Origin of the sequence: Corynebacterium ulcerans (assembly GCF_000767685.1) — a bacterium.
Classification (GTDB): Bacteria; Actinomycetota; Actinomycetes; order Mycobacteriales; family Mycobacteriaceae; genus Corynebacterium; species Corynebacterium ulcerans.
On the sequence record NZ_CP009622.1, the window covers coordinates 1,999,214 to 2,023,859 of the forward strand.

General features: G+C 53.4%; 20 protein-coding genes and 1 tRNA gene. 9 read left to right on the forward strand and 12 right to left on the reverse strand.

The genetic code is table 11. The features are described from left to right. Window position 1: 1 nt before the first annotated feature. Both CULFRC11_RS09055 and CULFRC11_RS09060 read right to left on the reverse strand, forming a co-directional pair. Window positions 2-883, reverse strand: coding sequence for a type IV toxin-antitoxin system AbiEi family antitoxin domain-containing protein (locus CULFRC11_RS09055; RefSeq protein ID WP_023636231.1), 882 nt, complete (start codon window positions 881-883; stop codon window positions 2-4). 145 nt (window positions 884-1,028) lie between these two features. Further along, window positions 1,029-2,765, reverse strand: coding sequence for a pyruvate dehydrogenase (locus CULFRC11_RS09060; protein WP_023636232.1), 1,737 nt, complete (start codon window positions 2,763-2,765; stop codon window positions 1,029-1,031). Window positions 2,766-2,918: 153 nt separating this feature from the next. Between CULFRC11_RS09060 and thrE (CULFRC11_RS09065) the strand changes: the two genes are divergently transcribed. Further along, entirely contained in the window at window positions 2,919-4,388 is a 1,470-nt protein-coding gene (gene thrE, locus CULFRC11_RS09065; RefSeq protein WP_023636233.1) for a threonine/serine exporter ThrE, read from the forward strand. A gap of 71 nt (window positions 4,389-4,459) precedes the next feature. Here the strand turns inward: thrE (CULFRC11_RS09065) and CULFRC11_RS09070 are convergent, their stop codons facing one another. Both CULFRC11_RS09070 and CULFRC11_RS09075 read right to left on the reverse strand, forming a co-directional pair. Then, window positions 4,460-8,143 (reverse strand): DUF5979 domain-containing protein, encoded by a 3,684-nt coding sequence (locus tag CULFRC11_RS09070; protein ID WP_023636234.1) that lies wholly within the window; start codon window positions 8,141-8,143, stop codon window positions 4,460-4,462. Between the two features lie 485 nt (window positions 8,144-8,628). Then, window positions 8,629-8,701, reverse strand: a tRNA-Thr gene (locus tag CULFRC11_RS09075). 193 nt (window positions 8,702-8,894) lie between these two features. Between CULFRC11_RS09075 and thrE (CULFRC11_RS09080) the strand changes: the two genes are divergently transcribed. The 5 genes from thrE (CULFRC11_RS09080) to otsB all read left to right on the forward strand — a co-directional run bounded on the left by thrE (CULFRC11_RS09080) (window position 8,895) and on the right by otsB (window position 13,551). Next, on the forward strand, window positions 8,895-10,439 hold the full coding sequence (gene thrE / locus CULFRC11_RS09080) for a threonine/serine exporter ThrE (protein ID WP_023636294.1): 1,545 nt from the start codon (window positions 8,895-8,897) through the stop codon (window positions 10,437-10,439). Window positions 10,440-10,511: 72 nt separating this feature from the next. After that, window positions 10,512-10,856 (forward strand): hypothetical protein, encoded by a 345-nt coding sequence (locus tag CULFRC11_RS09085; protein ID WP_023636295.1) that lies wholly within the window; start codon window positions 10,512-10,514, stop codon window positions 10,854-10,856. A gap of 8 nt (window positions 10,857-10,864) precedes the next feature. Next, window positions 10,865-12,340: an alpha,alpha-trehalose-phosphate synthase (UDP-forming) gene (locus tag CULFRC11_RS09090; RefSeq protein WP_023636296.1), complete on the forward strand. Its 1,476-nt coding sequence runs from the start codon at window positions 10,865-10,867 to the stop codon at window positions 12,338-12,340. Further along, complete coding sequence (locus CULFRC11_RS09095; protein WP_023636297.1) at window positions 12,337-12,816, forward strand: hypothetical protein; 480 nt, start codon at window positions 12,337-12,339, stop codon at window positions 12,814-12,816. The genes CULFRC11_RS09090 and CULFRC11_RS09095 overlap by 4 nt, the downstream gene beginning before the upstream one ends. Before the next feature lie 9 nt (window positions 12,817-12,825). Next, entirely contained in the window at window positions 12,826-13,551 is a 726-nt protein-coding gene (gene otsB, locus CULFRC11_RS09100) for a trehalose-phosphatase (protein ID WP_023636298.1), read from the forward strand. On the opposite strand, the gene CULFRC11_RS09105 is transcribed toward otsB, so the two are convergent. Beyond that, the gene (locus CULFRC11_RS09105) at window positions 13,548-14,639 is read right to left on the reverse strand and encodes a LacI family DNA-binding transcriptional regulator (protein WP_023636299.1); all 1,092 of its coding nucleotides are present in this window, start codon (window positions 14,637-14,639) and stop codon (window positions 13,548-13,550) included. The two genes, otsB and CULFRC11_RS09105, sit on opposite strands and share 4 nt — an antisense overlap. A gap of 41 nt (window positions 14,640-14,680) precedes the next feature. Between CULFRC11_RS09105 and CULFRC11_RS09110 the strand changes: the two genes are divergently transcribed. Then, on the forward strand, window positions 14,681-15,514 hold the full coding sequence (locus CULFRC11_RS09110; protein WP_023636300.1) for a CE1 family esterase: 834 nt from the start codon (window positions 14,681-14,683) through the stop codon (window positions 15,512-15,514). Here the strand turns inward: CULFRC11_RS09110 and rlmB are convergent. The 5 genes from rlmB to CULFRC11_RS09135 are packed head-to-tail and all read right to left on the reverse strand — an operon-like array spanning window position 15,450 to window position 19,669. Next, entirely contained in the window at window positions 15,450-16,391 is a 942-nt protein-coding gene (gene rlmB / locus CULFRC11_RS09115) for a 23S rRNA (guanosine(2251)-2'-O)-methyltransferase RlmB (RefSeq protein WP_023636301.1), read from the reverse strand. The two genes, CULFRC11_RS09110 and rlmB, sit on opposite strands and share 65 nt — an antisense overlap. A gap of 21 nt (window positions 16,392-16,412) precedes the next feature. Beyond that, a complete protein-coding gene (gene cysS, locus CULFRC11_RS09120) occupies window positions 16,413-17,810 on the reverse strand; it encodes a cysteine--tRNA ligase (RefSeq protein ID WP_023636302.1) in 1,398 nt (465 codons plus the stop codon). A 60-nt stretch (window positions 17,811-17,870) separates the two neighbouring features. Further along, window positions 17,871-18,350, reverse strand: coding sequence for a 2-C-methyl-D-erythritol 2,4-cyclodiphosphate synthase (ispF, locus tag CULFRC11_RS09125; RefSeq protein WP_013912330.1), 480 nt, complete (start codon window positions 18,348-18,350; stop codon window positions 17,871-17,873). Then, a complete protein-coding gene (gene ispD / locus CULFRC11_RS09130; protein WP_013912331.1) occupies window positions 18,343-19,080 on the reverse strand; it encodes a 2-C-methyl-D-erythritol 4-phosphate cytidylyltransferase in 738 nt (245 codons plus the stop codon). Before ispD ends, ispF begins: the two co-directional genes overlap by 8 nt. A gap of 7 nt (window positions 19,081-19,087) precedes the next feature. Continuing rightward, the gene (locus tag CULFRC11_RS09135) at window positions 19,088-19,669 is read right to left on the reverse strand and encodes a CarD family transcriptional regulator (protein WP_013912332.1); all 582 of its coding nucleotides are present in this window, start codon (window positions 19,667-19,669) and stop codon (window positions 19,088-19,090) included. Window positions 19,670-19,988: 319 nt separating this feature from the next. Here CULFRC11_RS09135 and CULFRC11_RS09140 point away from each other — a divergent pair, with 319 nt between their 5' ends. After that, a complete protein-coding gene (locus tag CULFRC11_RS09140) occupies window positions 19,989-20,561 on the forward strand; it encodes a hypothetical protein (protein ID WP_031270605.1) in 573 nt (190 codons plus the stop codon). 62 nt (window positions 20,562-20,623) lie between these two features. On the opposite strand, the gene CULFRC11_RS09150 is transcribed toward CULFRC11_RS09140, so the two are convergent. Continuing rightward, complete coding sequence (locus tag CULFRC11_RS09150; protein ID WP_235424591.1) at window positions 20,624-22,060, reverse strand: Ig-like domain-containing protein; 1,437 nt, start codon at window positions 22,058-22,060, stop codon at window positions 20,624-20,626. A 424-nt stretch (window positions 22,061-22,484) separates the two neighbouring features. Between CULFRC11_RS09150 and radA the strand changes: the two genes are divergently transcribed. Then, complete coding sequence (gene radA / locus CULFRC11_RS09155) at window positions 22,485-23,864, forward strand: DNA repair protein RadA (protein ID WP_023636305.1); 1,380 nt, start codon at window positions 22,485-22,487, stop codon at window positions 23,862-23,864. 9 nt (window positions 23,865-23,873) lie between these two features. Here the strand turns inward: radA and CULFRC11_RS09160 are convergent, their stop codons facing one another. Beyond that, entirely contained in the window at window positions 23,874-24,584 is a 711-nt protein-coding gene (locus CULFRC11_RS09160) for a hypothetical protein (protein WP_023636306.1), read from the reverse strand. Window positions 24,585-24,646: the final 62 nt, after the last annotated feature.

The following is a 24,646-nucleotide window of genomic DNA, read 5'->3' on the forward strand; positions in this document are numbered from 1 at the left end:
GCTACAGCATAGGATGCCAATCCCACACTGGTGTCTTCTCAAACGCCAATAAAGGAGCGTGCCCACCAGACAGCCGGGCACTCACCAAGGCAACTATTTGCCCTGCTGTCTGGTCAAGGCATTCAAAGACACACCACGCGGAATAACGCACCAAGGCATAGCCTCGACGCACGGCGTCATTGCCTTTCCACCGGTCATAGACAAAAGCATGACGATTTCCGTGGTAGGTGTACCCGTCCACCTCAACGATAACTTTGCTCTTTGTATGTACCCCATCCCACCGATAAGCGCCGATCTTCAGGTTTTGTTCAAACGAATATCCCATAGAGCGTAGCTTTCGGAACAAGAGGATCTCTGCAGGACTTTCTGCTCCTACAGCTGCAAGCTCAATTACTCGACGGGCATGCTTAGTCAGCCGGGTTCTGGACATATCACGGATTAATCGAGCTGACCCGGTCTTTCCCCAATAGATGTTCTCAATAAAATCAACGAGCTCAGCAATAGTCATGGCCTCGGCATTATTGAGAACATCAAGCGGAGGAGTTACGCGAACCCCCTGCCTGAACTCTGACGCTGCAGACCGCACCTGTTTAATGCGGATCACATCATTAGAACAAGCAGATCTGCTCTTGATAATTACGGCCTCCACCGGAGTCTCAATCTCGGCAGACATATGCACCTGCATCGCTGTGCGCCTGCTAAAGACAATCCCAGGCCGAGACTTTTGCAATGCTTTGAGCAGCAGAATTCCCTCTGGTCTTTTGTCGGTGTACATTCCGCGCTCCACACGGTAAAGATCGCCGTGTTTTATTTTCGTTGCGATCGCGCTGCGGGAAAGTCCCGATTGAAGGAGCTCTTGGGTAGTAAAGATGTGATTGCCCATGTGTTCTTAGACGTCGAGGGCTTTGCGATCGGTTCCCGGTAGTAGGAAGAGACGGAAAAACCTGCATTTCCATAGACAAAGACGCCTAAAAATGTGTTTTTACAGCCTAATGTCTATGGAAATGCAGGCTCCCCGGCCCATGTATTCAGGGGCGCGGGATATTCCGCAGGTTAGACCGCGCCATGTCCACCATGTGGCCCACTCCTCCGCCGAAGACCGTGCGCGTTGCCGCCTTAGAGAAGCCCATGAGCATCTCCATGGTGATATTTGGTGGGATGGAGAGGGCGTTGGGGTCGGTGGTGACGTCGATAAGCACAGGCCCAGGGTAAGAAAAAGCTGCCTCTAGCTGTTCTCTTGCGGTCTTTGGGTCGGTGATCGCGATGTGGCGCAACCCTACGGCAGCCGCAATCGCCGCAAAATCAACGTGTTCATGGTCAGTTTCATACTCAGGTATCCCCTCCACGAGCATCTCAAGCTTGACCATCCCCAAGGAAGAGTTGTTAAAAACAACGATCTTGATGGGTAATTGATGAAGTTTCACCGTGAGCAGCTCCCCCATGAGCATGCTGAGACCGCCGTCGCCGGAGAAGCATACAACCTGCCGGTCTCTATCACTGGATTGCGCGCCAATTGCATGGGGTAAAGCATTGGCCATGGTTCCGTGGCGGAAGGAACCCAGCATCTCGCGCTTGCCGTTGGGGGTTACGTAGCGGGCGGCCCACACGTTGCACATGCCGGTGTCGATGGCGAAAATAGCATCATCATCGGCTATCTCATCGATAATGTTGGCAATGTACTCGGGGTGAATAGGCGTGTGCTTTTCCACGTTGGAGGTATATGCCTCAATAACATCGGTGAGCTTTCGGTGATGCAGGTCCAGCATCCGATCAAGGAAACTGCGATCAGTCTTTTCCTCTATGTGCGGCAAAATATTCTCGATTGTTGCAGCTACATCGCCCACGACGGGATGGGTAATTCGGGTGCGCTTACCAATGTGGGAGGCATCAATGTCCACTTGCGCCACATTCTTTTTGGGGAGGAACTCGGTATAGGGGAAATCAGTGCCGAGCAAGATGAGGAGATCGGCCTCATGGGAGGCGTCGTGGCAAGCACCATATCCGAGCAATCCCGACATTCCCACGTCATAGGGATTGTCATGTTGGATATACATTTTTCCACCGAGCGCATGCCCGACGGGGGCTTTGATTTTTTGGGCTAGCGCAAGCACTTGTTCGCGAGCATAACGAGCACCCGAACCGCAGAAAAGCGTAACAGTGGAGGCCTCATTGATCGCCTGGACCAGGTCAGCTGCCTCCGCAGGATCTGGATAGAGAATCGGCTTTCCCTTCGCGATCACCGAGCTGGCAAAAGTATCATCCTCCGCGCGCTGCATGGTGACGTCGCCCGGGATCACCAGGACCGATACGCCCTTTCCCGCCATGGTGGACTGGATTGCATGATGCACAATCGCTTGCCCTTGGGTCGCGGAGTTGGCCATCTCGCAGTAGCCAGAGCACTCCGCAAACAAGGCTTCGGGGTGGGTTTCTTGGAAGAAGTGGGAGCCTATTTGCATAGAGGGAATGTGCGAGGCAATGGCTAGGACTTTTGCACCGTTGCGGTGGGAGTCGTAAAGCCCCTGCACAAGGTGGGTGTTTCCGGGGCCACAGGAGGCTGCGCACACGGCAAGTTCGCCGGTGATCAGCGATTCTGCGCCGGCGGCAAACGCCGCAGCTTCTTCATTACGGACGTGCACCCATTCGATACTGGATTTTCGCACGGCGTTGACAATGGGATTGAGGCTATCGCCAACCAACCCAAAGATGCGTTTTACGCCTTGGGCTTCCAGGGTCTCCACAATTTGTTCTGCAAAAGACTGCGCCATGATCGCCCTCCATAAAGTTGATGATGGTTCCGATTGTGCTTCTCTGTTATTCATCGCCGCCATAGTTCGACTGAAATCACACACCCACCCCTAATTGTGACATAAATAACTAAACGCTGTAGTTCTGTTCGCTGCGGTATTCTGTGTCTCATCATGCTGAAGCTTTTCGACGCCCCCATCTTCCGCATCTTGCGACGTAGGCAAGCAGCATCAACGGGCACCGCTACCATCGACGTCGCAGCCGCACCCCCACTCGCACCCCTCGCACCTGTCGACCTCAGCGACCGCGGGCAAGTCACCGGTGTACTGGAAATCGCCGCGCGTATCGGAGAAATACTTATCTCCGCAGGATCAACCAATTCCGATGCCAGCGACCAGGTTAAAGCCGTTACAGAATCATTCGGACTGTGGTTTGTTCACGTCGATCTCACCTCCAACCGCATCCGACTCTTTGCCAATGTTTCTGAAGACCGACGTAATCCGGTAACGGTTGTTCGCGTAGTGGCCCCCGCCCCTCAGAACTTTCGTAAACTCATGCAAGTGGATCGCTTGATCCGCGACATCCACTCAGGCCACGCCTCCCCCCTGGACGCAGAGACCCGCCTCGACGCTATACATCGCGCACCCGACCCCATCGGGCTGCCCGGAGTCGTCGCATCTTTTGCCGTAATGAGTGGTGCCGTGGCGTTCCTCCTGGGAGGAAATATTCCCGTCGCGCTCATTTCCACTATCGCCGGGGCCGTCATCATCTGGATGAGCGCCTGGCTAGGCAAGCACGGCTTACCCATCTTCTTCCAGAACACTGCAGGCGGTATTTTTGTCGCCTTCCTAGCCGCTATCACATATGACTGGGGGCAGTACTTAGGACTCTCCATACGCCCCAGCATGGTGATTGCCACGTCAATCATCGTGATGGTCGCGGGACTGACGCTGGTGCAGGCGATTCAAAACGGAGTTACCTCTGCGCCGATCACAGGCACGGCACGGCTTTTCGACGCCCTCATCATCACCGCCGGCATCGTCGCTGGCATCGCCATAGGCGTATCCCTTGCGGGGTCACTAGGTTTCTCACTGCCCCCGGTAGAAACCGTCCCAGTCCCCAACTTCGCTTCCAATACGGTCCGCGTTTTGGGCAGTATTTTTGCCACGTCCGGCTTCGCTCGCGCTTGCTACGCAGATTGGCCCTCTGTCTTCATCTCCGCACTCACCGCGGCCTGCGGTTCAAGCTTGTTTTATTTTGTCCTCATCCCCCATGGCGTTGGAGACATTACCGGCTCTGCGCTCACGTCCGTCCTCATCGGGCTCATAGGCGGCTTCTTGGGACGTCGCTACCTGATCCCTCCTCTCATCATCTCCATCGCTGGCATCACCCCGCTACTCCCGGGATCTGCAATTTATCGAGGCCTCTACGGGCTACTCCATGATCAAATCTTGGTCGGCTTCTCCAACCTCTCTTATGCCATAGCCATCGCCACAGCACTTTCTTCTGGGGTGGTCTTTGGCGAGTGGATTGCGCGTCGTTTCCGCAGGCCCCCGAGTCTTGATCACTATCGACGCTTCACCCGCAAGCTCGTACGCAACCGCCGTAAAAAGATCTACAAGCAAATCGCGGCAGGCAATTAGGGCATGAAAAAGGCGTGGATCCTTCAACGGGTCCACGCCTTTTCTTTAATCTTTAGATCCGTACTCTACGCTTAGCTATTGCGACGACGGATCACTAATATCAGCCCAGCAAATATGGCAAGCATACCTAGTATGGCAACGACACCAATCTCAGCGCCCGTCTTAGCCAGCAGCTTCTTCGGTTTCTTGTCAGCATCCTTTGGAGCAGGCACATTCTTGGGCGCCGGCTGCGGAGCCGATGTAGCCGGCGTGACTGGCATAGAGCTAGACGAGGAACCCGATGGTAGCAACGGCGGGATAAAGAGCGGCAAAGTAGGTACCAAGATCCACCACCACGGAATATTTGCAGTGTTATGAACTTCAATCAATGCGGCTTCTTTGACCGTCTGGACAGAAACCAGCAACGTTGCCGTCCCATCACCATGGTCTTTTAGCTCAACACCTGGATTAGTGGTGCTAAAGCCTGGAGTAGACCAGGTAGTAAACGCAGTATTTTTGGGCATGATCTCCTTCAGTAGGAGTTCAGTTCCAACCGGAAGCGGATCTAGATTAGTGATCTTTCCTTCGCTGATTTTTACCTCACGGGTCTGCTTCACTCCCTTTTCATCTGTCCAAGAAACCTCAACATCAAACTCACGAGGATTCTGAGACGAACCGGAAAGCACTGATCCCAAACCACTCACTTTCTTAGTCAAGGAGATACGACCAAGACCGTCATAAGCATTGACGAGTGTAGATTCGCTGGTACTTCCCTTATCTCCAACAACTACTTCAGTAGCAGTGGTAGAAGCTGAAAGATTAAACTCAAATCCTTCAACTTTGGCAGTATCAGTCTTCTCTGTGAACTTACATGTAGCGCCAGAACGCACATCCGTGATTTCTGCAGGCTTCTTAGCAGAAATCGTCACCGTACCCTTCTTGGAATATGTACCCAAGGTGCATACATAATCCACATCGAAAGTCTTATTCAGCAGAGCATCTACCTGTGGCCCTAGAATTTTCTTGTTCAGTTTCAAAGAAGCGCGCCACGCGGAGTACTCGTTGGTTGCAACAACTTTTTCTTCTTTGTTGTCAACAATTGTGATGGAGTCAAGCCCAGAAACCTTTAGATCTGCCTTGCCAACCTCAGCATTTTTCTCTGTGACTGTACAGATAGAACCAGCCGGAATATTTTCAGCCTTGGCTTCTTCACCCGCACCGATTGGGCCAAGAACACCTTCTTTGACTTCACCGAGTTCTTCGTTCACGCACTTGTAATCAAAAGTGAATTTCTTACCGGTAGCAACACCATCAGGATCTACCAATTTCTTAGTGATACTGAAAGATCCAACTTTCTTAGAGTACGTGTTGTTCACAGTCACGGTCCCGGTAGTACCTGCAGTAATAAGAACTGGAGCACCAGTTTCAACGACCAACGAGTAGCCCTTAACCTGAGCGCTTTCCTGATCCTCGGTGACAGCACAAGATGCACCTTCCGGCAGCTTCTCCACAGTGGCTTCGCCAGCACCAGAAATCTCTTTCACACCTGAAGCGATTTCTTTACCGTCCTTGGTACAGGTGTAGTTGAACTTATAGTTCTTCTTTTCCTGCGCGGTAGGAAGTCCATCAATGGTCTTTACGATCTTAAACCCACCGACCGCGGTGTGATACGTGTTGGTCACAGTAATCTGTGCGGTCTTATCTGCGATAACGCCTACTGGCTGCCCATTATCAATGTCAACGGTTGCATCATCGATTTGGGCGGAGTACTCACGCTCAGCAACTTTGCAGGAATAACCAACCGGGATTTCTGGAGATTCTATAGAGATACCATTCTTGATTGATAGTGCCCCCTTGATCTCTTCTGAACCGTTCTTGGTACAGGTGTAATCCACGGCAAAGGCTTTGTCCTCAGGTACGTTAACTCCGTTTGCTACGACCTTCTTAAGAACCGAGAACTTGCCAAATTCCTTCTTATAACTGTTAGTTACTTCTACTACTTCTGCCTTCTCCTCAACAATAAGTACTTCTTGTTTCTCCGGAATTTCAACAGAATAGCCAGGCACTTTGGCAGAATTTTCTTGTTCAGTTACAAGACAAGATGCACCCACGGGAACACCATCAACCTGTGTTTCTCCAGCTCCCTTAATAGAAGCTACGCCCGCTTTTACTTCAGCATCATCTTTCTTACAACTGTAATCAAATAAATAAGTAGGAAGATTCTCCGTCTCAGGCAGCCCCTTGACAGTTTTTACGATCTTAAAGCTGCCGTTCTTAGGCTCGGTTTTCTTGGTGTAAGTATTTACTGCCTCGACAACAACAGCATCTTCTGTTTTCTCACGAACCGGGAACTCGACTTTTCCGTCTTCGACTTTATTTCCGCTGATAGTCCAAGTGGTTTCCCTCTCGAACCCTTCAATGTCAGCATCTTTTTCAGAAACCTTACAAATTAATCCTTTGTCAAGGTCACTGACGTGGAAATTTTCACCACCTTTAATTTTTTGAGTTCCACTCTTTGAGATTTCTTCAAGATTTTCTAAAGGCGAGCACGACCAATCAAAAGTAAATTCCTTCAAAGGATCATTTTTCACCCCATCTACCTGTTTTTGAACTGCAAATCCACCTTTTTTACCTTCAGCCCAACCTCCAGCAGAAGGAATAAAGACTGTTCCGTCAACATCATTTCCGTTTATATTCGCATGATTTATTACAGCACTTCCCGGAGCAGGTTTTTTCTCTGTATAAGTAATCAACGTAATACGTGGACCAGTGCTTGGATCTACCCCATAGGGAAAACGAACAGTAAGTTTCTCTGGAGTACAATTAATCTCATAGCCATAGCCATGTGGAATCGGCGTAGTCAGGTCTGTCATATTATGAATTCCGCCTTCGACGCGACCATAACCATCGACTATATAATGCGGTGTTGGGTCCACAGCAGCACTACGAACTGCATCCAGATGTACTGGCGGTCGACCGAAATCAAAATTGCCAGAGCACGCAATTTTATGCCCTTCAGGAGGTGTATCCGTTACTGTGAAATCTTTCTTTCCGGTATCACTTCCTACAAAAATCGTCCACGCGAAAGGATAAAGAATCTTACCATCTAATTGAATAGGAGCATCGTATTGAACACCAGTTTTACCATTTCTATGTGTCACCCCAGGTGGACCATCAGGCAGATAAACTCCCTGCAAATTACTGTCACCACATCCCCCAAAAGTAAGAGTTCCCGGATTCTCCCTACTCCCAAAACCGTTTACAGACAGTCCGCTATGTTTGTGATCCCATTCCACGGTAAAAAAGGCTGATCCCTTAACCTGGAAATTCGTTTGTACATAATCCGTTAGCGTGAAGACTACTTCTTTTTGCCCTCCCGATATAACGGCAGTAGCTACAGTTTTTCCGTTTTCATCTTTCAACGGAAGAAAACCTGTAGCAACAGTCATTAATTCTTGCGGTAATTCAACCTTAAATTGGTCTCCGTTCTTCGCGTCTTCATTAACAGACCAGTTAAACTCCACCTCTGCCCGGCCTGACTTTTGGTCATACACATTATTGCTAACGCCTGGGCTGCCGTCTCTCCATTTAAGATCTGTATACTTCGCGGCACATTCTTCCCGTACTGCTTCTTGGGCTACAGACTTCGGTATCACCGCGCATAATGCAGCAACCAAAACCACAATCACAGTCGTGACTAGAGCTTTGAATGCAGGGATACGGAACAAAGATTTCCGCAGAGGGGAGGACGCGGATAAAGGAACCTCTAAGTTCATTCTTTTCCAATCTAATTAAAAATTCTTCGATTTAGCCCACATCCGAGTTCAGACCAGTTGCACTAAATATAGAAAAGAAAGAACGTCAGTCTATCCCGGAAATTACAAGTTCACCCACGGTATCGATAGCTTAAAAAGGCATACTTTGACGCCGTCTACGAACATGATGGCTATATCAACAAAAATACCAATTTTTAAGAAATGGACATAATTTTCCCAGGTTTTGCACACCCTACCCCCCAAGTAAACCCACCTATCTCCACCCCCATGGCATACTTGGGGTATGGACGCACTGCGGTGCTCCACTTCCGAGGCTCGTGTGAAAACACGAGCTTTCGTGCATTCAAGAGGAAAAATGTACATCGGATATTTCGACGAATATAGATAGCCCTGCGGCCTGAACCTGCACCCCACCCATATGCCAAAACTCCCCCTTAGTTGGCATCTGTCTTCTCAGTCCAACTACAGGGGGAGTTTTTATTTTGAGCTGGAGATGGGACTTGAACCCACAACCTACGGTTTACAAGACCGTTGCGCTACCAATTGCGCCACTCCAGCACACGCTTAAGACTGACTCACTGAGATTAGTGAGCACCCTTTCGCACGATGATGAATCGTACAACACGAGTGGGCTTTCAGCCAAGCAGGGCTGTGAGCATGAGCTATACCCCTCCCCCACGTGAAAGCTAATGTTTGAGTAACCTCCTAAACTGTAGGATGCAAAGACAACCCAAGGATCAGGGGGCTCGCGGTGAGTTTGCTGGATAAGCTTCGGAGCTGGAATAGCAGTTCCGGCCGTCTGGCCACGATCGATACGGTCAAAGCTGCGCCACCGCCTTCCCCCCTTGCCCCAATTGACCTCACTGACCCAGCCCAGGTTGCCGCGGTCATGGATCTCGCTGCTCGAATCGGGGACATTCTGCTCTCTGCGGGCACGTCCAATCGCGATACACGTGCGCAGGTTCACGCGGTGACCGCAGCTTATGGTTTGCTCTTCTGCCACGTTGACATCACGCTGAACACGATCACGGTGTTCACTACGATCGGCACTACAAAAAAGACTCCTGTCAGTGTGTTTCGCGTCGTCCGCTCTCTCACTACGGATTTTTCCAAGTTAACTGAGGTGGACCGCTTGATTCGTTCGATTCAGGCAGGTGCTACGCCACCGGATGTGGCGGAGAAAATCCTCAACGAGTTATCGCAGACGCGTGCTAAGTACCGTTTTCGTACCGCGGTTTTCGGCTGGGGTTTCCTGGGCGCTGCTGTGTCGATGCTGCTTGGTGGCACTTTTTTGGTCGCGGCGATCTCTTTCGTCGTGTCGCTAGTCATCATGGGCGGAAGCGTGTGGCTTGATCGCAATTCTTTGCCATTATTCTTCCAATATATCTTTGGCGGTTTTATGGCTACGGTTCCCGCGGCTGTCGCTTATTCGGTGGCCAGCCATTATGGGATGCACGTATCGCCAAGCCATATTGTCGCAGCGGGAATTGTTGTCATGATGTCCAATCTTGCAATGGTCCAGTCGTTGCAGGATGGCATTACAGGTGCTCCGGTCACCGCCAGTGCCCGATTCTTTGAGACCCTGCTGCTCACTGGCGCGATTGTGGCAGGCGTAGGCGCGGGGATTCAGGTTGCGCAGTTAATGGGCATTACGCTTCCGCCGCTAGAGGCTGCAGTCTCGTTGGCTGCTAAACCTTCCGTTTCTAAGGTAATTGCCGGTGCTATTGCTTCGGCAGCCTTTGCTGTGGGATGTTTTGCCGAGTTCTCTGCTGTTACAGTTTCTGGGCTTACCGCGGCAGCAGGTTCCTTTGTCTTCTATTACGTGCTTATTCCTTTGGGAATCGGCCCCGTGGTGTCTATTGCTATTGCCGCAACGTTCATCGGCCTCGCCGGCGGTTTGCTTGCCCGCAGGTTTTTGATCCCGCCGCTTATCACTGCCATTGCGGGCATCACGCCCATGCTCCCGGGCCTTTCCATCTATCGAGGCATGTACGCAGCCCTCAATGAGCAGGTTTTGTTGGGATTTACCAACGTAGCTCTGGCGCTTTCGATTTGTTGCGGTTTGGCAGCCGGAGTGGTGTTGGGTGAATGGGTTGCACGCCGAGTACGTCGACCGCAGCGCTTCAATCCCTATAAAGCTTTTCGACGCACGCGCCGTTATTCCTTCCGCCAAGCTCAGGCCGCTGCGGAGAAGCGCGCAGAGCAGGAAGAGCAGGAAAAACTGGCGCTGCGTAGGCGCATGTCGAAAGGCCACACGCCTAAGTACACGGCGACCAAGCGACGTCGCGGTTTATAGAGTAGAATGTTGGTTTTGCACTGCTTTTCATGAGCCGCGCTTCCGTCGTCTTCACTATTCTGAGGAGGATCCTTGCCACCCAAGGTCACTGACACCCGTACTAATTCGGCCGAGTCTCTCCACGCTGTCGAAGCAGAGACAGCCGCTGCCGCACGCCGCATCGTAGCTGGTTACGCCAAAGATTTCTTTGATGGCGTGACCTTGATGTGCATGCTGGGTGTAGAGCCAGAGGGCTTGTCTTATCGCAAGGTTGCCGCCGAGCACGAGGAAGCTAACGCTCCAAAGAAGACTCGCGCTAAGAAGACCACCAAAAAAGCTGCCAAGAAAACCACCAAGAAGGCCGCGAAAAAGACAACTAAAAAGGCTACTAAGAAAGCCACCAAGAAGACGACGAAGAAAACCGCTAAGAAAGCCTGAGGCTAACTGTGAGTGATGAGTTCGGCGACAACGACTTTGTCGTAGTAGCTAATCGCCTACCTGTTGATTTAACCGTTAATCCTGATGGTACCTCCCAATGGGTAGCTAGCCCCGGCGGACTTGTCACAGCACTCAGCCCTATTTTGTCCCAGCACAGCGGTTGCTGGGTGGGGTGGCCTGGCACCACGGACGGGCATGCGCCCGAGCCTTTTAAGACTGAAGACGGCATTCTTCTTCACCCTGTAGCCCTCACCGATTATGACTTTGAGGGCTTCTACGAGGGCTTTTCTAATGCCACCTTGTGGCCGCTTTATCACGACCTCATTGTCCACCCCATCTATAACCGAGACTGGTGGTCGGCTTACCGGGAAGTAAACCTCAAGTTTGCTAACGCGGTGGCAGAGGTGGCTGCAAAAGACGCCATAGTGTGGGTACAGGATTATCAGTTACAGCTGGTGCCTGGTATTTTGCGGCAAACACGCCCAGATTTAACTATTGGATTCTTCCTTCACATCCCGTTCCCCAGCCCGGATCTCTTCCGGCAACTCCCGTGGCGGGAGGAAGTGGTACGCGGGCTTCTGGGAGCAGACCTCATCGGCTTCCACTTGCCAGCTAGCGCAAACAACTTCCTGGAGTTAGCACGGCAAGTAACCGGAACTACGGGCTCTCATACTGGCCAGCCAGACACTTTAGTGGTTCAGGGAACCGCTGCTGTGCGCTCGGTGGAAGCCTCACTGAGGGCAAGCGATGGCAGAGACGTGGGCGTGGCAGCCTATCCCATTTCTATCGATGTCACTCAGCTGACGGATATGGAAACAGACGCCGAGGCCACCCGCGCCGAGTTTGGAGACCCCAAAACCATTATCTTGGGCGTCGATAGGCTTGATTACACCAAGGGAATCCTCCAGCGGCTGCTGGCCTTTGAAGAGCTACTGGAAAGCGGCGCTTTAGATGCTGATGATACAGTCCTGGTGCAGGTAGCTACCCCTTCTCGCGAACGCATCGAGCACTATAAGCAGACTCGCTCAGAAGTTGAGGAGGCCGTGGGCCGTATCAATGGCCGCTTTGGTTCCATCGGGCATTCAGTAGTCCATTATCACCACCGCTCTTTAACCAAGACCGAGCTTGCCTCGCTCTATGCTGCAGCCGATATTATGCTGGTCACCCCCTTTAAAGATGGGATGAACCTGGTGGCCAAGGAGTACGTGGCGTGCCATGGTGATGGAACGGGAGCCTTGGTGCTCAGCGAGTTCGCAGGTGCTGCCTATGAGCTTGAACAGGCTTTCCTGTGCAATCCCTTTGACATGGAGTCCATTAAGAAGCAGGTCGTTGCGGCGGTTACCTCGTTAAAATTCACGCCAGATGCTGCCAAAGAGCGGATGATGGCTCTGCACCGCCAGGTTGTGGACCATGACGTGAACCTCTGGGCTGCGTCGTTCCTTGAGGATCTCCACCGGCTTCATGAAAACGGAGTGGAAGAGTGAAAGTCAAGGTCACCGCAGCATTATGCCTGCTCGCTCTCGGCTTGGCCGGGTGTGGGGAGAAGAAACAGCAGGTCGCAGGCTCACAATGGCAAGTGACCGACGTCTACACCACACCGGAGTTTCCTCATGAGGTTCCCGATGCCATAGCAGGGGCTGCGGTGATGAGCTTCGGCGGTTCTTCCATGACCGGCTTCACCGGTTGCGCCCCATTCCAGGGCAAGATTTCCTTTAGCGCACAGGAAAAGCAGAACGTCGCACCTCAGGATGCTGATCGGCTTACTGTAAAGGCCGTAAAATTCCAGCCTATCGACGATGCAACTTGCGAAGGGCGCACGCGGTATATTCATGATTCTCTCGTCGACATCATTGTTGATGCTTCCTTTACCGTGCGGCACGACGGCGCCGGTGTGATAACGCTTCTGCGCAACGGAAACGCAATCGATTCGCCAGCGATACGGCTTGTAGTAAAGCAATAAGGTGGAAAAATGACCCCCGAGTTATCTCGTCTCGCTTGTGTACCGCGTCTGCTTATCGTCTCTGATTTCGACGGCACCCTTGCCGGTTTTAGCACTGATGCTCAAGCTGTCCCCATCGAGCACCGATCGTTGGACGCACTGCGTCGTCTAGCTGCGCTCCCTCACACGGACGTAGCTGTTCTCTCTGGCCGCGGCCTTGAGGAGCTCCGGCACGTCAGTGGGCTCACAGACCCCATAGCGCTCATCGGATCTCATGGGGCGGAGTCCTCCACCGGCGCCCCACAGCTCACTGAGGAACAACACACTGCCCTGCTATCCGTCACGGCCGCCTACGAGGCCATCGCGCAGCGTGTTGAGGGGGCCTTTGTGGAATACAAGCCGTTCCACCGTGTGCTGCATGTTATCCGAGTAGCCGATCATGATCTCGCTCGTCGCCTCCTTGATGAGGCCCTCTCCCTGGATATACCTGGGGTAACGCTCAAAGAGGGCAAGTGGATCGCTGAAGCCGGCGTGATCGATACCAATAAGGGGACATGGCTTGCTCACCAGCGCACGCATGCCGACGCCACCATCTTCCTCGGCGACGACACCACGGATGAAGACGCTTTCCGAGTCCTAGGCCCCGAAGACCTCGGGGTGAAAGTCGGCCCCGGAGAAACCGCAGCTACGCATCGTGTGGAAGACCTCAAAGGTGTCGCAGACCTGCTCACACAGCTTGCAGACCTCCGCGCCTAATCTCTAGGAGCCACCACAGTCTTACCTGGATGCAGGCTGGTCGTGAGAATCTCGCGCTCTGTCCCGGTCGTGTCTTGTTCAATGAGGCGATACAGCATCCGTCCAGCGCACTCGCCTTTGATCTTATTAGGCTGCAGGACTGTTGTTAGCTCACTATTCAGCGCCGGTGCGATGCCGTCAAAGCCGGTCACTGACATGTCCTCAGGCACAACCAGCCCTACGCGCTTGGCATATTCGATAACGCCAAAAGCCATCGTATCCGTGGTGCACAGCACCGCGGTGAGGTCTGGGTGTTCTGTAAGCAGCTCGCGCGCTGCGTCGATGTTGTTGGCGGGATCGTTGATGTGTCGTTCCACGATCGGGACTGCACCTTGTGGAATCCCCGCAGCGTCGAAGACTTCTAATGCCCCCTGAACACGTGCCCTTTGCACATGATGCCGCGCCGAGCTGAGTCTTTCCGCCGTCACCGGCCCATTGTTAGGAACCGAATCCAGGCGAATGCACAATATCCCGATGCGGCGATGTCCAGCGTCGATAAGGGCTTGCGCGGCCGGAGCAATCGCAGCATGGTCGTCTATCCCAACAAAGGACATGCGAGTGTCATCGGCTGGCTGGTCGCACACCACTGTGGGGAGACCGCGGGTGTGCACGGCTTCTAAGAACGGGTCACCTTGTGCCACCGAGTACACCACAAATCCGTCCACCACAGCGGAGTTCACCAACTGCCGTGCGGCAACCGGGTCCAAAGAGTGCGGCCCTACCGGAACCAGCGTCATCGAGGTCTGGGAACCAGCCGAGGCCTCGGCCATTCCCGCCAAAAAATCTACGGAAGCTAAGTCTTCAAAGGCATAGCTCAAGTGATCAGTGAACAGTACTCCCACAGAACCCACGCGGCGGGTGCGCAAAGACCTTGCCGTTGGGTCCGGGCCCGGATAGCCCAGGCGCTCTGCAGTAGCCAGAATTTGTTCACGCAATTGCGTGGATAGCTGCTCCGGATGGTTGTAAGCATTGGACACCGTGGTCCGGGAAACACCTAACTCCTGCGCCAAGGACGCCAAACTCGTTCGCTGCTTCTGACGGGAAACCATAGGCACCAACCTACCGCATGAGGTAAATATACTGGGCCATTATGAAGCACAAACTCGGTGAAAGAACTTATATTCGGATCGATCCGGCTGTTCCCAACGGCTCGCTTCTCATGTACCTGCATGGATCCAGGCAATCGGCAAGTGTGGCCCGAAACTTCACCGATAGGACTTTCGACTACTTCGCAGAACACGGCACCACGGTCATCTACCCGGAAGGTATCTCGCATCATTGGAACGACGCACGCCGTAGTTTCGCAGAACAGACTCGACTGCTAGGTACCGATGACGTCGCTTTTCTCACAGCACTCGCAGCCCCGTATTCCCAGGTCTTTGGTGTGGGCTTTTCCAACGGCGCTCATATGTTGATCCGGTTGCTCCACGATTCACCCGGTACCCTCGCCGGCGCAGCCCTCATCGCGGCAAACCAGCCCACCCCTTCTCACTTCCTCAGTACCCCAGAGCACTGGTGCCCGACCAAGATTCTCACCATGCATGGCACTGAAGACCCTATTTCCCCCTATCACGGGGGGCTTATCGACGCCGCCCGCGGGGAAGTCCTCTCTTTCTCAGACACCGCCGCCTACTATGCCCGGCTCAACGGCCTAGACCGCTCAACAGAACGCACGACCCAGGGGTTTAGGGTGACATCGTGGCCTGGCGAGCGCCCCGTCGAGGCATGGTCGCTCACGGGCATCGGCCACGTGGTTCCCACGCGGCATCCCGTGACATCCGCATTCCTGGGCCCCACGTCGACCAATTTTGTGGCGGCTACGGCAATCGCTAGGTTCTTTGACTTGCCGTACCCAGAAGCTACTGAGTTCTGCGCTGGCGAGCGAACTCGCTCAACACCACGCCCGCAGCCACCGATGCGTTGAGGGATTCCACCCATCGCGACATCGGAATAGACATGATGGAGTCGCATGTCTCTCGCACCAGGCGGGAAATGCCCTTGCCCTCAGAGCCAACAACGATGACGACGGGCCCCTTGCCGTCGTACGTATCCAACGTTGCGTCACCGCCGGCATCGAGGCCAACGACCTGGTAACCGTTTTGCTGGAACTCTTTGAGCGCGCGCGTGATATTTGTTGCCTTGGCCACCGGGAGTCGCGCCGCAGTACCAGCCGAGGTACGCCAAGCCACAGCGGTCACTGAAGCAGAACGGCGCTCTGGGATCACCACGCCGTGCCCACCAAAGGCAGCCACCGAGCGGATAACAGCGCCCAAGTTACGCGGATCGGTGATGTTGTCCAGCACCACGATCATGCCGGGTTCACCGGAATCCTTGGCCTGAGTAATCAGATCATAGACCTCAACGTACTTGTATGGCGGGATCTGTAGGCCGATGCCTTGGTGCATGCCGTTGCCCGTCATGCGGTCAAGTTCGTGTCGCGCGACCTCAATCAGTGGGATGCCACGGCTATGAGCCATCTGGACGGCTTCGCTGAGTCGGGCATCATTCTTTGTGCCTTCCGCGATGTAGAGGCTCGTGGCAGGAACCTTGGCATGCAGGCACTCCACTACTGGGTTACGGCCCACAACCAGCTCAGCCGTCTCCTCTTTCTTATGGCGGCCCTGATCACGACGCTGCTTTTCCAGCTTGCGCTTGTGCGCCGCATGGTACACGCGATCTTCGGCCTTTGGCGTAGGGCCTTTGCCTTTTAATCCGCGCCGTCGAACAGCACCAGATCCTTTGGTAGCGCCCTTTTTGTTGGTCTTGCGAACGCCGGGGCGATTGGTCTCTTTTCCTGACATTGACTGTCTTTCTTGGTCTATTTATTGATTGTCGTTGAGCGCCCAGGTGGGGCCATCGGCGGTGTCTGTGACTGTGATGCCGGCAGCAGCAAGCCGGTCGCGGACCTGATCTGCTGTTGCCCAGTCTTTGGCTTCTCGTGCTGTGGTGCGTCGTTCAAGTTCCGCGCGTACAAGGACGTCGAGGGCAGCCATCGCGTCCTCAGAGGTATCGGACTCAGTGCTCCACTGCTCTGATTGCGGATCGATTCCAAGAACTGAAGTCATAGCGCGTATCGACGACGCAATGCGCTGAGCCTCTACGATATCGCCCGAGGATAAAGCGGTATTACCAGCGCGAACTAGACCATGAATCTCCGCGAGAGCTTTGGGGACCGCGAGGTCATCGTCCAAAGCCGCCGCAAATTCCGGTGTCCAGGTACCGATCTCCACCGGTCCGACTTTTGCGAGGAATGCCTCAATACGACGATAACCAGCAGCGGCTTCTAAGAGAGCGTTATCGGAATACTCGAGCATAGAGCGGTAATGAGCTGAGCCAAGGTAGTAACGAAGCTCCACTGGACGTACTTTCTCCAAAATATTGGGAACGGAAAGAACATTGCCCAGCGATTTTGACATCTTTTCCCCGCTCATGGTCACCCAGTGATTGTGCATCCAATACTGAGCGAATCCATCACCTGCGGCATGCGATTGCGCGATTTCGTTCTCATGATGTGGGAATTGTAGGTCAAGGCCGCCGCAGTGAATGTCGAATTCACCGCCGAGGTACCACGTGGCCATCGCGGAGCACTCAAGATGCCAGCCGGGGCGCCCGTCTCCCCACGGTGTAGGCCACGATGGTTCACCCGGTTTGGCAGCCTTCCACAGCGCAAAATCGTGCACGCCACGCTTGCCGTGGTTTTCTGTTTCGCCTTGCTCCATCTCTTCGACTTTGTTGCCGGAGAGGCTTCCGTAGTCTGATCTCTGCGCCGCAGTCCAGGCAGAAACATCAAAATAGACGGAGCCCTCAGCTTCATAGGCATAACCGTTATCTATGAGGCGCTGCATATAGTCGATCATTTGAGTGACGTGGCCGGTGGCACGAGGCTCAACGGAGGGCGGGAGAACCCCAAGCTGATCGTATGCCCACGTGAACTCTCGTTCATACGTGGATACCCATTCCCACCAGGGGCGACCGTGTTCTTCCGCTTTGCGGAGAATCTTGTCATCAATATCCGTGACGTTACGAACAAACGCAACATCGAAGCCTTTGGCGAGCAGCCATCGGCGCAGGATATCAAAAGCGACTCCCGAGCGAACATGCCCAATATGTGGCTGTGCTTGAGGAGTTGCTCCACACAGGTAGATCGATGCGTGTCCTTCACGCAAGGGCGTGAAATCTCGAAGCGAACGTGTTCCTGTGTCAAAGATGCGTAGAGTCACAAAAACTAGTCTATCGGACGTGGGAGCTTTTGCTTCATTTGCTTAACCCACGCCCAATGGTTACTTCCAGACCACCGCCGTAGCCACGGCGGCCCGCCCTTCACTGCGCCCTGTAAAACCGAGATGGTCGGTCGTGGTGGCTGATACAGAAACGGGCGCGCCGAGTATCTCGCTCATCACACGTTCGGCTTCTTCCCGGCGCGGCCCCATTTTGGGACTTTGTCCTACCAGCTGCACGGCCCCGTTGCCGATGGTAAAACCATGTTCTTCCAGCAAAGCTCGGCATTCCTGTAGCAAGCGTGCACCGGAAACTCCGTCGTATTCTTTTCTTCCTACTCCCACAAAGGAACCTAGGTCGCCAAGGTTTGCTGCGGACAGGAGAGCGTCGACAAGCGAATGCGCGACCACATCCCCATCGGAATGTCCCTCACAGCCGTCTTGGCCAGGAAAAAGTAGGCAGGCTATCCAGCAGGGTTTGCCAGCTTCGATTTGGTGGGCGTCGGTGGCAATCCCCACGCGCGGGATGATCGGGTTAGTCACTGGGTACCTCAAAGATCGTAGGTTCGGCTTCATCGGTCACTGCCTTGGCCAGCGCGTAATCCAATGGTGTGGTTACTTTGAAGGCCATGGGGTCGCCCTGCACGCACTGAACGTTCACACCGAACCATTCCATAAGGCTGGCATCATCCGTAGCGATAAATTCAGGTTGTTGCTCAAAATAAGCAAGGTTCGCGGCACGCAATTGGGCCAGATCGAAACCCTGCGGAGTTTGCACCGCGCGTAACGACGAGCGTACGGGGGTACGCAGCACTGTTGTGCCGTCGACCTCTTTGATCGTGTCTGCCACGGGCAGGACCGGAATGACGGCCTCTGCCCCCTCCAAAACCGCACGGGCGACTCGTGCAATCATCCCCGGCGGAGTCAGTGCACGAGCAGAATCATGGATCAACACTACCGCGTCTTTATCAGGTAGAGATTGCAATCCGCACCAGACTGAATCAGCTCTTTCCTCTCCACCGTGCACGAGCCGAACGGGAATTTCTGGGGATGGAAGCAGCCCCGCCTGGCCCAAAATGCGCTCAGCATAATCTTGCATCTCTGGGCTAATAATCACGATCACTTCATCAACAATGCCGGAGGTGAGCATCGCTTGGACAGATCTAACCAAGAGCGCTTTACCTCGAAGCGGCACATAGGCTTTAGGTAACTCAGCCCCCAGGCGTTTACCTTTCCCCGCTGCCGCAACGATAGCTACGACGCGCCTAGGCATGGCGGTTCTAGTCCTCGTCGTCAAAGCTGAGGTCATCCAGATCGATATCTGACTCCTCAACTTTGTTGACCTCAGGGAGGTCAATCCCAGCAGCGCGATGACGCTCTATGGTCGCATCGACCTCTGAAAGCAATTCATCTGCCTTCTTTTCATCGATGTTCTCTGCCAGAGCTAGCTCACCAACAAGTATCTGGCGAGCCTTGGCAAGCATTCGCTTTTCACCAGCAGACAAGCCTCGTCCCTGGTCACGACGCCATAGGTCGCGAACTACCTCAGCAACCTTGTTCACGTCACCGGAAGCAAGACGTTCTTGATTTGCTTTAAAACGACGTGACCAGTTTCCGGCTTCCTCCACGTCGATCTCCCGCAAGAATCCAAAGACCTTTTGTAGACCTTCATCATCCACAACGTCACGTACGCCCACCAGCTCAGCGTTCTTAGAGGGAACACGAACCACGAGATCTGATTGATTGATTTGGAGGACCAAGAATTCCAAGGTCTCACCGTTCATTTCACGCTGTTCGATCGCCTCGATGACTGCGGCACCATGATGCGGATAGACGACGGTATCGCCGACCTTGAATTCCATCTAAACTCCTTGAGCGTTCGCGTTTAACCGCCGTATTCTACCACGACTCCAACCAGCACTTTTAGCCGAGTACACCATTTCCATCAGAACCGGACAATAAATGTTTTCCGCTCCAGGAAAATACGCGACGAGATATGCAAAATACCCGACTGATCTCCACCGCAAGGCAAAAAGTTCCCATGGTTCTAAAGTTTCCCCCCGTTTGGCTTCGCCGCTGCACAAATAAGTGTGTGAACAGCAGCACTAGATACTAGAGTGAAGAACGAAAAATGTGACGAAACTCTGCTCACAATCGTCACGCCCCTACAGTCTCACCCCTATGGAGGACGAACAAGTGAAGTCCATGAAGTCTGTCGCCCGCCGTGGCGCTTTGATCTCCGCCGCTGCAGTTTCCACAGTCACCCTGGCAGCCTGCAGCGCAGGACAGATCACTCAGACCTCTTCACAGGTCGCAGCTGTGGACGGAACCCAGGCTGACACCGAAAACGGCACCATCGCACTCCGCGACGTAACTGTTCACCTTACGGACAAAGGTGAAGCGGGCGTAAAGTTCACTGCCGTAAACCAGGACAACAGCAATGCACGGCACACGCTCAAGTCCATCACCGTTGGTGGAGAGAAAGCAGTGATCACCGGGGAGACCACGATCAACTCAGATTGTTCGCTCGTTGGCGATGTCCCTTCCGAGCTGACCAAGCTCACTAAGCCAAAGAACATCTGCATCGAGCACGTTTCCACCACAATTGCTAACACCGGCCTAGCCGTCGGTGGAAACAAGGAAGTTGTGTTCACCTTCGATTCCGGCACCATCACTACCACTGCAACGATCTCCACCCCGGTCGTTGAATCCGGCACACAGGACCGCGAGGTTGGCGCCCACAACGCCCACTAATCACTTAAAGCAAAACCAAAAGGCTTCTCCATCAATGTTGATGGAGAAGCCTTTAAGCTTTTCTACTTAACTTTGCGCAATACCGCGATACCGCCAGCGATAGCTATGAACCCAATCGCGTTAAAAGCTAAAGCCGTGGGAAGCATTCCTCCCATGAATTCCCCCTGAGCTTCACGCATGATGTGCATCGCACCAGGGAAGACCCACGGGCCACCAGCCATCGGCCGAGGCTCAGCCATAGCGGTATGTTGCGGTTCTTTATCCACAACTTTGACCTCTTTAGTGGGCTTGCCACTCTTATCCCTGCCAGCCTCCACTTGCACGTTAACGTCGCTATGATGCGGATGTGCTTCTGGTGACGTTGCCCCTTGCGGAGCAGGAATCATATGAAGCTCTTGGCCTGGGACCTCTTGGCGTCCTCGCAACTCCGGATGCTGCACACGTTCGCCTTCTGGCTTCCGCCCTCCAGGCAGAATCGGTCCAAAGATACGGTGGGGACGCTCGGCACGTGTTTCCTTTGCGTTTTCTTCCCCCAGAAGATCAAGCAAGGACGCTAACCCAGATATGTCTACATCAGAGTTTGTAGTTTTTTCTTCCCCGCTAGCTTCAACAGATACTCGCGGCTCCTTTTTTTGTGGAGCTGTGGGGAGAGGTCTTCCACCATCAGATATAAGAGGTAAAGGAAGTCCGGGATCAATAACCGCCATTGGAGGAGCGTTTGGATCTAAAATATCCAACGGAGCATCCACAAAATCTCCCGGTTCTTCTTCATCTTCCGGTTCATCTTCTGGATATTCCTCATCCGGTTCAGTCACATCTTTAAATGGGTCTTCTGAAAAAGTGTCCACGGCAGGCATGTGATCGGATGCCTCAGCACTAGGGAACCAGGCGCCTTCCATATCTGAAGAGTATGACTTTTTGGTAGCTAAATCATTCAGCTCCGGGGACTTGGGATTCACATGCACTAGCGCCTGACCAAAGCCACCCAAATCGAGAATACTAGGACCGGTTAGGCCAGACTGGTGCACGGGAGCATTCACAGTGAGGTGACCTGAGGAAGTTTGACCAGCTATTTCTTTATTGAAGGTAATCCGCAAATAGTTGTTCGCATCAATAACGCCTTGCGCAATCACCCTGTTTAACGTGCGATCAGGAATCTCAAAAGTAAGGGGTCCTCCAATATCTAGCTGCTTAGGCAATTGATACTGAATCGTGTCCCCTTCACGAATCCCCGTCACGTCTTTCCATGCAATAGCTATGCCGACGAACTGCCCCTCCTCGATATGAAATTCCCGGCCCCCTTGTTCCCCTTTGGGAAAAACCTTCACATCGGTAATCGATGCGCTTCTATCACTGGCCCGTCCAGGCTCTAATGTTTGAAGAGGGCCTGGTGTCGCCGAGGAAACGCTCACAATCTCCGGAGCGTTATGCGCCATAGCCGGGGCGGAAAATGCGACTGCAATGCAAGCAAGCGAGCCAGCAAAACCTACCTTCGCCACATCTCGCACTCTTCTCGCACCCATGTATACCTACCTAAATTCAGCTTCGCGGAACACCCATACCAAGCCGAATGGAATCTAAGCTTTTCCCTAAGCCTATTTTTAATTTACTCCTGTCATAGTAGTTGACTTTCCCAAACATCAACAACTCTTCCCACATTTTCCCGCAAACACACAACCCCCCGCTCAGGCTACATAAAACATGAAAAGCCTGCCGGTCATACAACTTTTAACCAATCAATACTTTAGCTAATTATAATAATCGCTTCAGGAAAATTCATACCTTTATTTTTTTAATATCTGCACCGATGCAACTACCAGTAATTATGCATTTTTACCGATTATTTCAAGTCATTTTTATGTAGCATGCAGTATTCGAACATCCGAACACTCCAATGTCATGACTGTGTCCTATGGTGTTCTCATGGCAAAGAAAGCGCGCAGCATTCACGCATGCAAAGAATGCGGATATTCCTCCCCCAAATGGTTGGGACGCTGCCCCGAGTGCGGATCTTGGGGGACCATGGAGGAACAGCGTGTGAGCGCTCCTTCAAGCACCCCAAGCGTCTCATCCAGGCCCATGGGTCTCACCCCAACATCACCTGCCGTATCCATCACTAGCATTAACGCGAATACATCAGTGACGCGTTCAACCGGTATCAGTGAACTTGATCGAGTGCTGGGCACGGGCATTGTTCCAGGCTCAGTGGTCTTGCTGGCCGGCGAACCAGGCGTAGGTAAATCCACACTCTTGTTAGAAGTCGCGAGTAAGTGGGCGCAACAACCTGACGGCGATTCCACTCGAATCGCACTCTATGTCACTGCAGAAGAGTCCGCCGGGCAAGTACGAATGCGTGCAGAACGCACTGGCGCGTTGCAAGAAACCCTATATCTCGCCGCGGAATCACACCTTGACATTGTCTTTGGTCATGTAGAGCAGCTAAAACCAAGTCTACTTATCGTGGATTCCGTACAAACCATGCAAGCCGCAGGTGTGGAAGGCGTCGCAGGAGGCGTGGCACAGTCACGCGCGGTGACTGCCGCGTTAACGAGCCTTGCAAAAACCACCGGAATCCCCATCCTCTTGGTGGGACACGTGACCAAAGACGGAAATGTGGCGGGCCCTCGCGTCTTGGAGCACCTTGTGGACGTGGTCCTTAACTTTGAGGGCGATAGACATTCCAGCCTCCGAATGCTGCGTGGCATCAAAAACCGTTTCGGAGCTACCGATGAGGTCGGTTGCTTTGAACAACAGTCTGATGGCATCCACGAGGTCCCCGACCCCTCCGGGCTTTTTCTTTCCCACCACGGCTCCACTCCTGATGGCACAGCTGTCACTGTGGCTATGGATGGAGTACGCCCCATCGTTGCTGAGGTACAGTCACTCGTGGTGCCCACTGAAGCTAAAAACCCGCGCCGCGCGGTCACCGGACTTGATCCCACGAGAGTCCCCATGGTTCTTGCAGTTCTCGCAGCCAGAGCTGGCAAAAAAACGCATAGTAGTGAGGTCTATGTGGCCACCGTGGGTGGCATGAAAGTAGGAGAACCTGCTACAGATCTTGCTATTGCCCTTGCCACCGCTAGCGCGCTGATGCGCACCCCCCTGCCCCCTAAAACAATTGTCTTAGGAGAAGTAGGACTTGCCGGGGAGATCAGGCGGGTGCCCAATATTGATCGTCGCCTTGCAGAGGCACAACGACTCGGATACACCGCCGCCATCATCCCGGATGGCATCACTAAGACAAAGGGGATTACCGTTAAAAAAGTACGCGACATCCAAGAAGCCCTGGATGCCGCGTTTTAAAGATCGACGCTACTGAAGGTTAAAGGTGTAAGCCGGCGAGGGGTTGCCACCGATAACAGTGTGGAGATAGTAGCTTCCGGCAGGCACTGGCTGGCGACCCGAACATTGTTTTGGTGCGCTGCCAGTCCTAGACCAGATAGCCTCAAAGTAGCGTTCTTCGCCAGCTTTGAAGACGGTCTTTCCTTTGGCTACTGCTTGATTACAGTCTATGTCTGACCAGATTCGCTGATTTGTAGCAAGGTTATAGACCTCAAATCGCAGCGGATTTTCGTCTGCATTAATCTCGCAGTCCGCTTTGGTGGGGTTCTTCACCGTCATAAAAAACTTTGGCTGTGCTTTAGCGCCATAATTCGCCTGGTCGCTGGCTGCAGAAACCACAAGGTCTTCCACAGCACAGGTTGTCTTCGCATCGGCAGCAACGCTGGAACTTGGCTCAGCAGATGACTTTTGTGCCTCAGACGTCTTTTCAGACTCAGTACTCTTTTGCGAGCTGTGCCCAGAAGTTTCAGAAGCCCGTGCAGTGCTTGTTGTCGTCTCTGCAACCGATGCCCCGGAGTCGGCCACGTTAGTGTTCTCGGTGTCTCCCCCACCGATGGTTGAGAGAACCCACACGATGAGGAGAACCACAACCACGAGCGCCACCACAGCAGCTGCTCGGCGCCGCTGGTAGTAGACCTCGGGCAGGCGCCGGTTCTCATGTTGTTCGCTTCGTCGATCCACGTACTCAGACTAAGTGTTTTCCGTGGTCGTCTGGGGGAACATCGTGGCGTGTCTTCACGAGT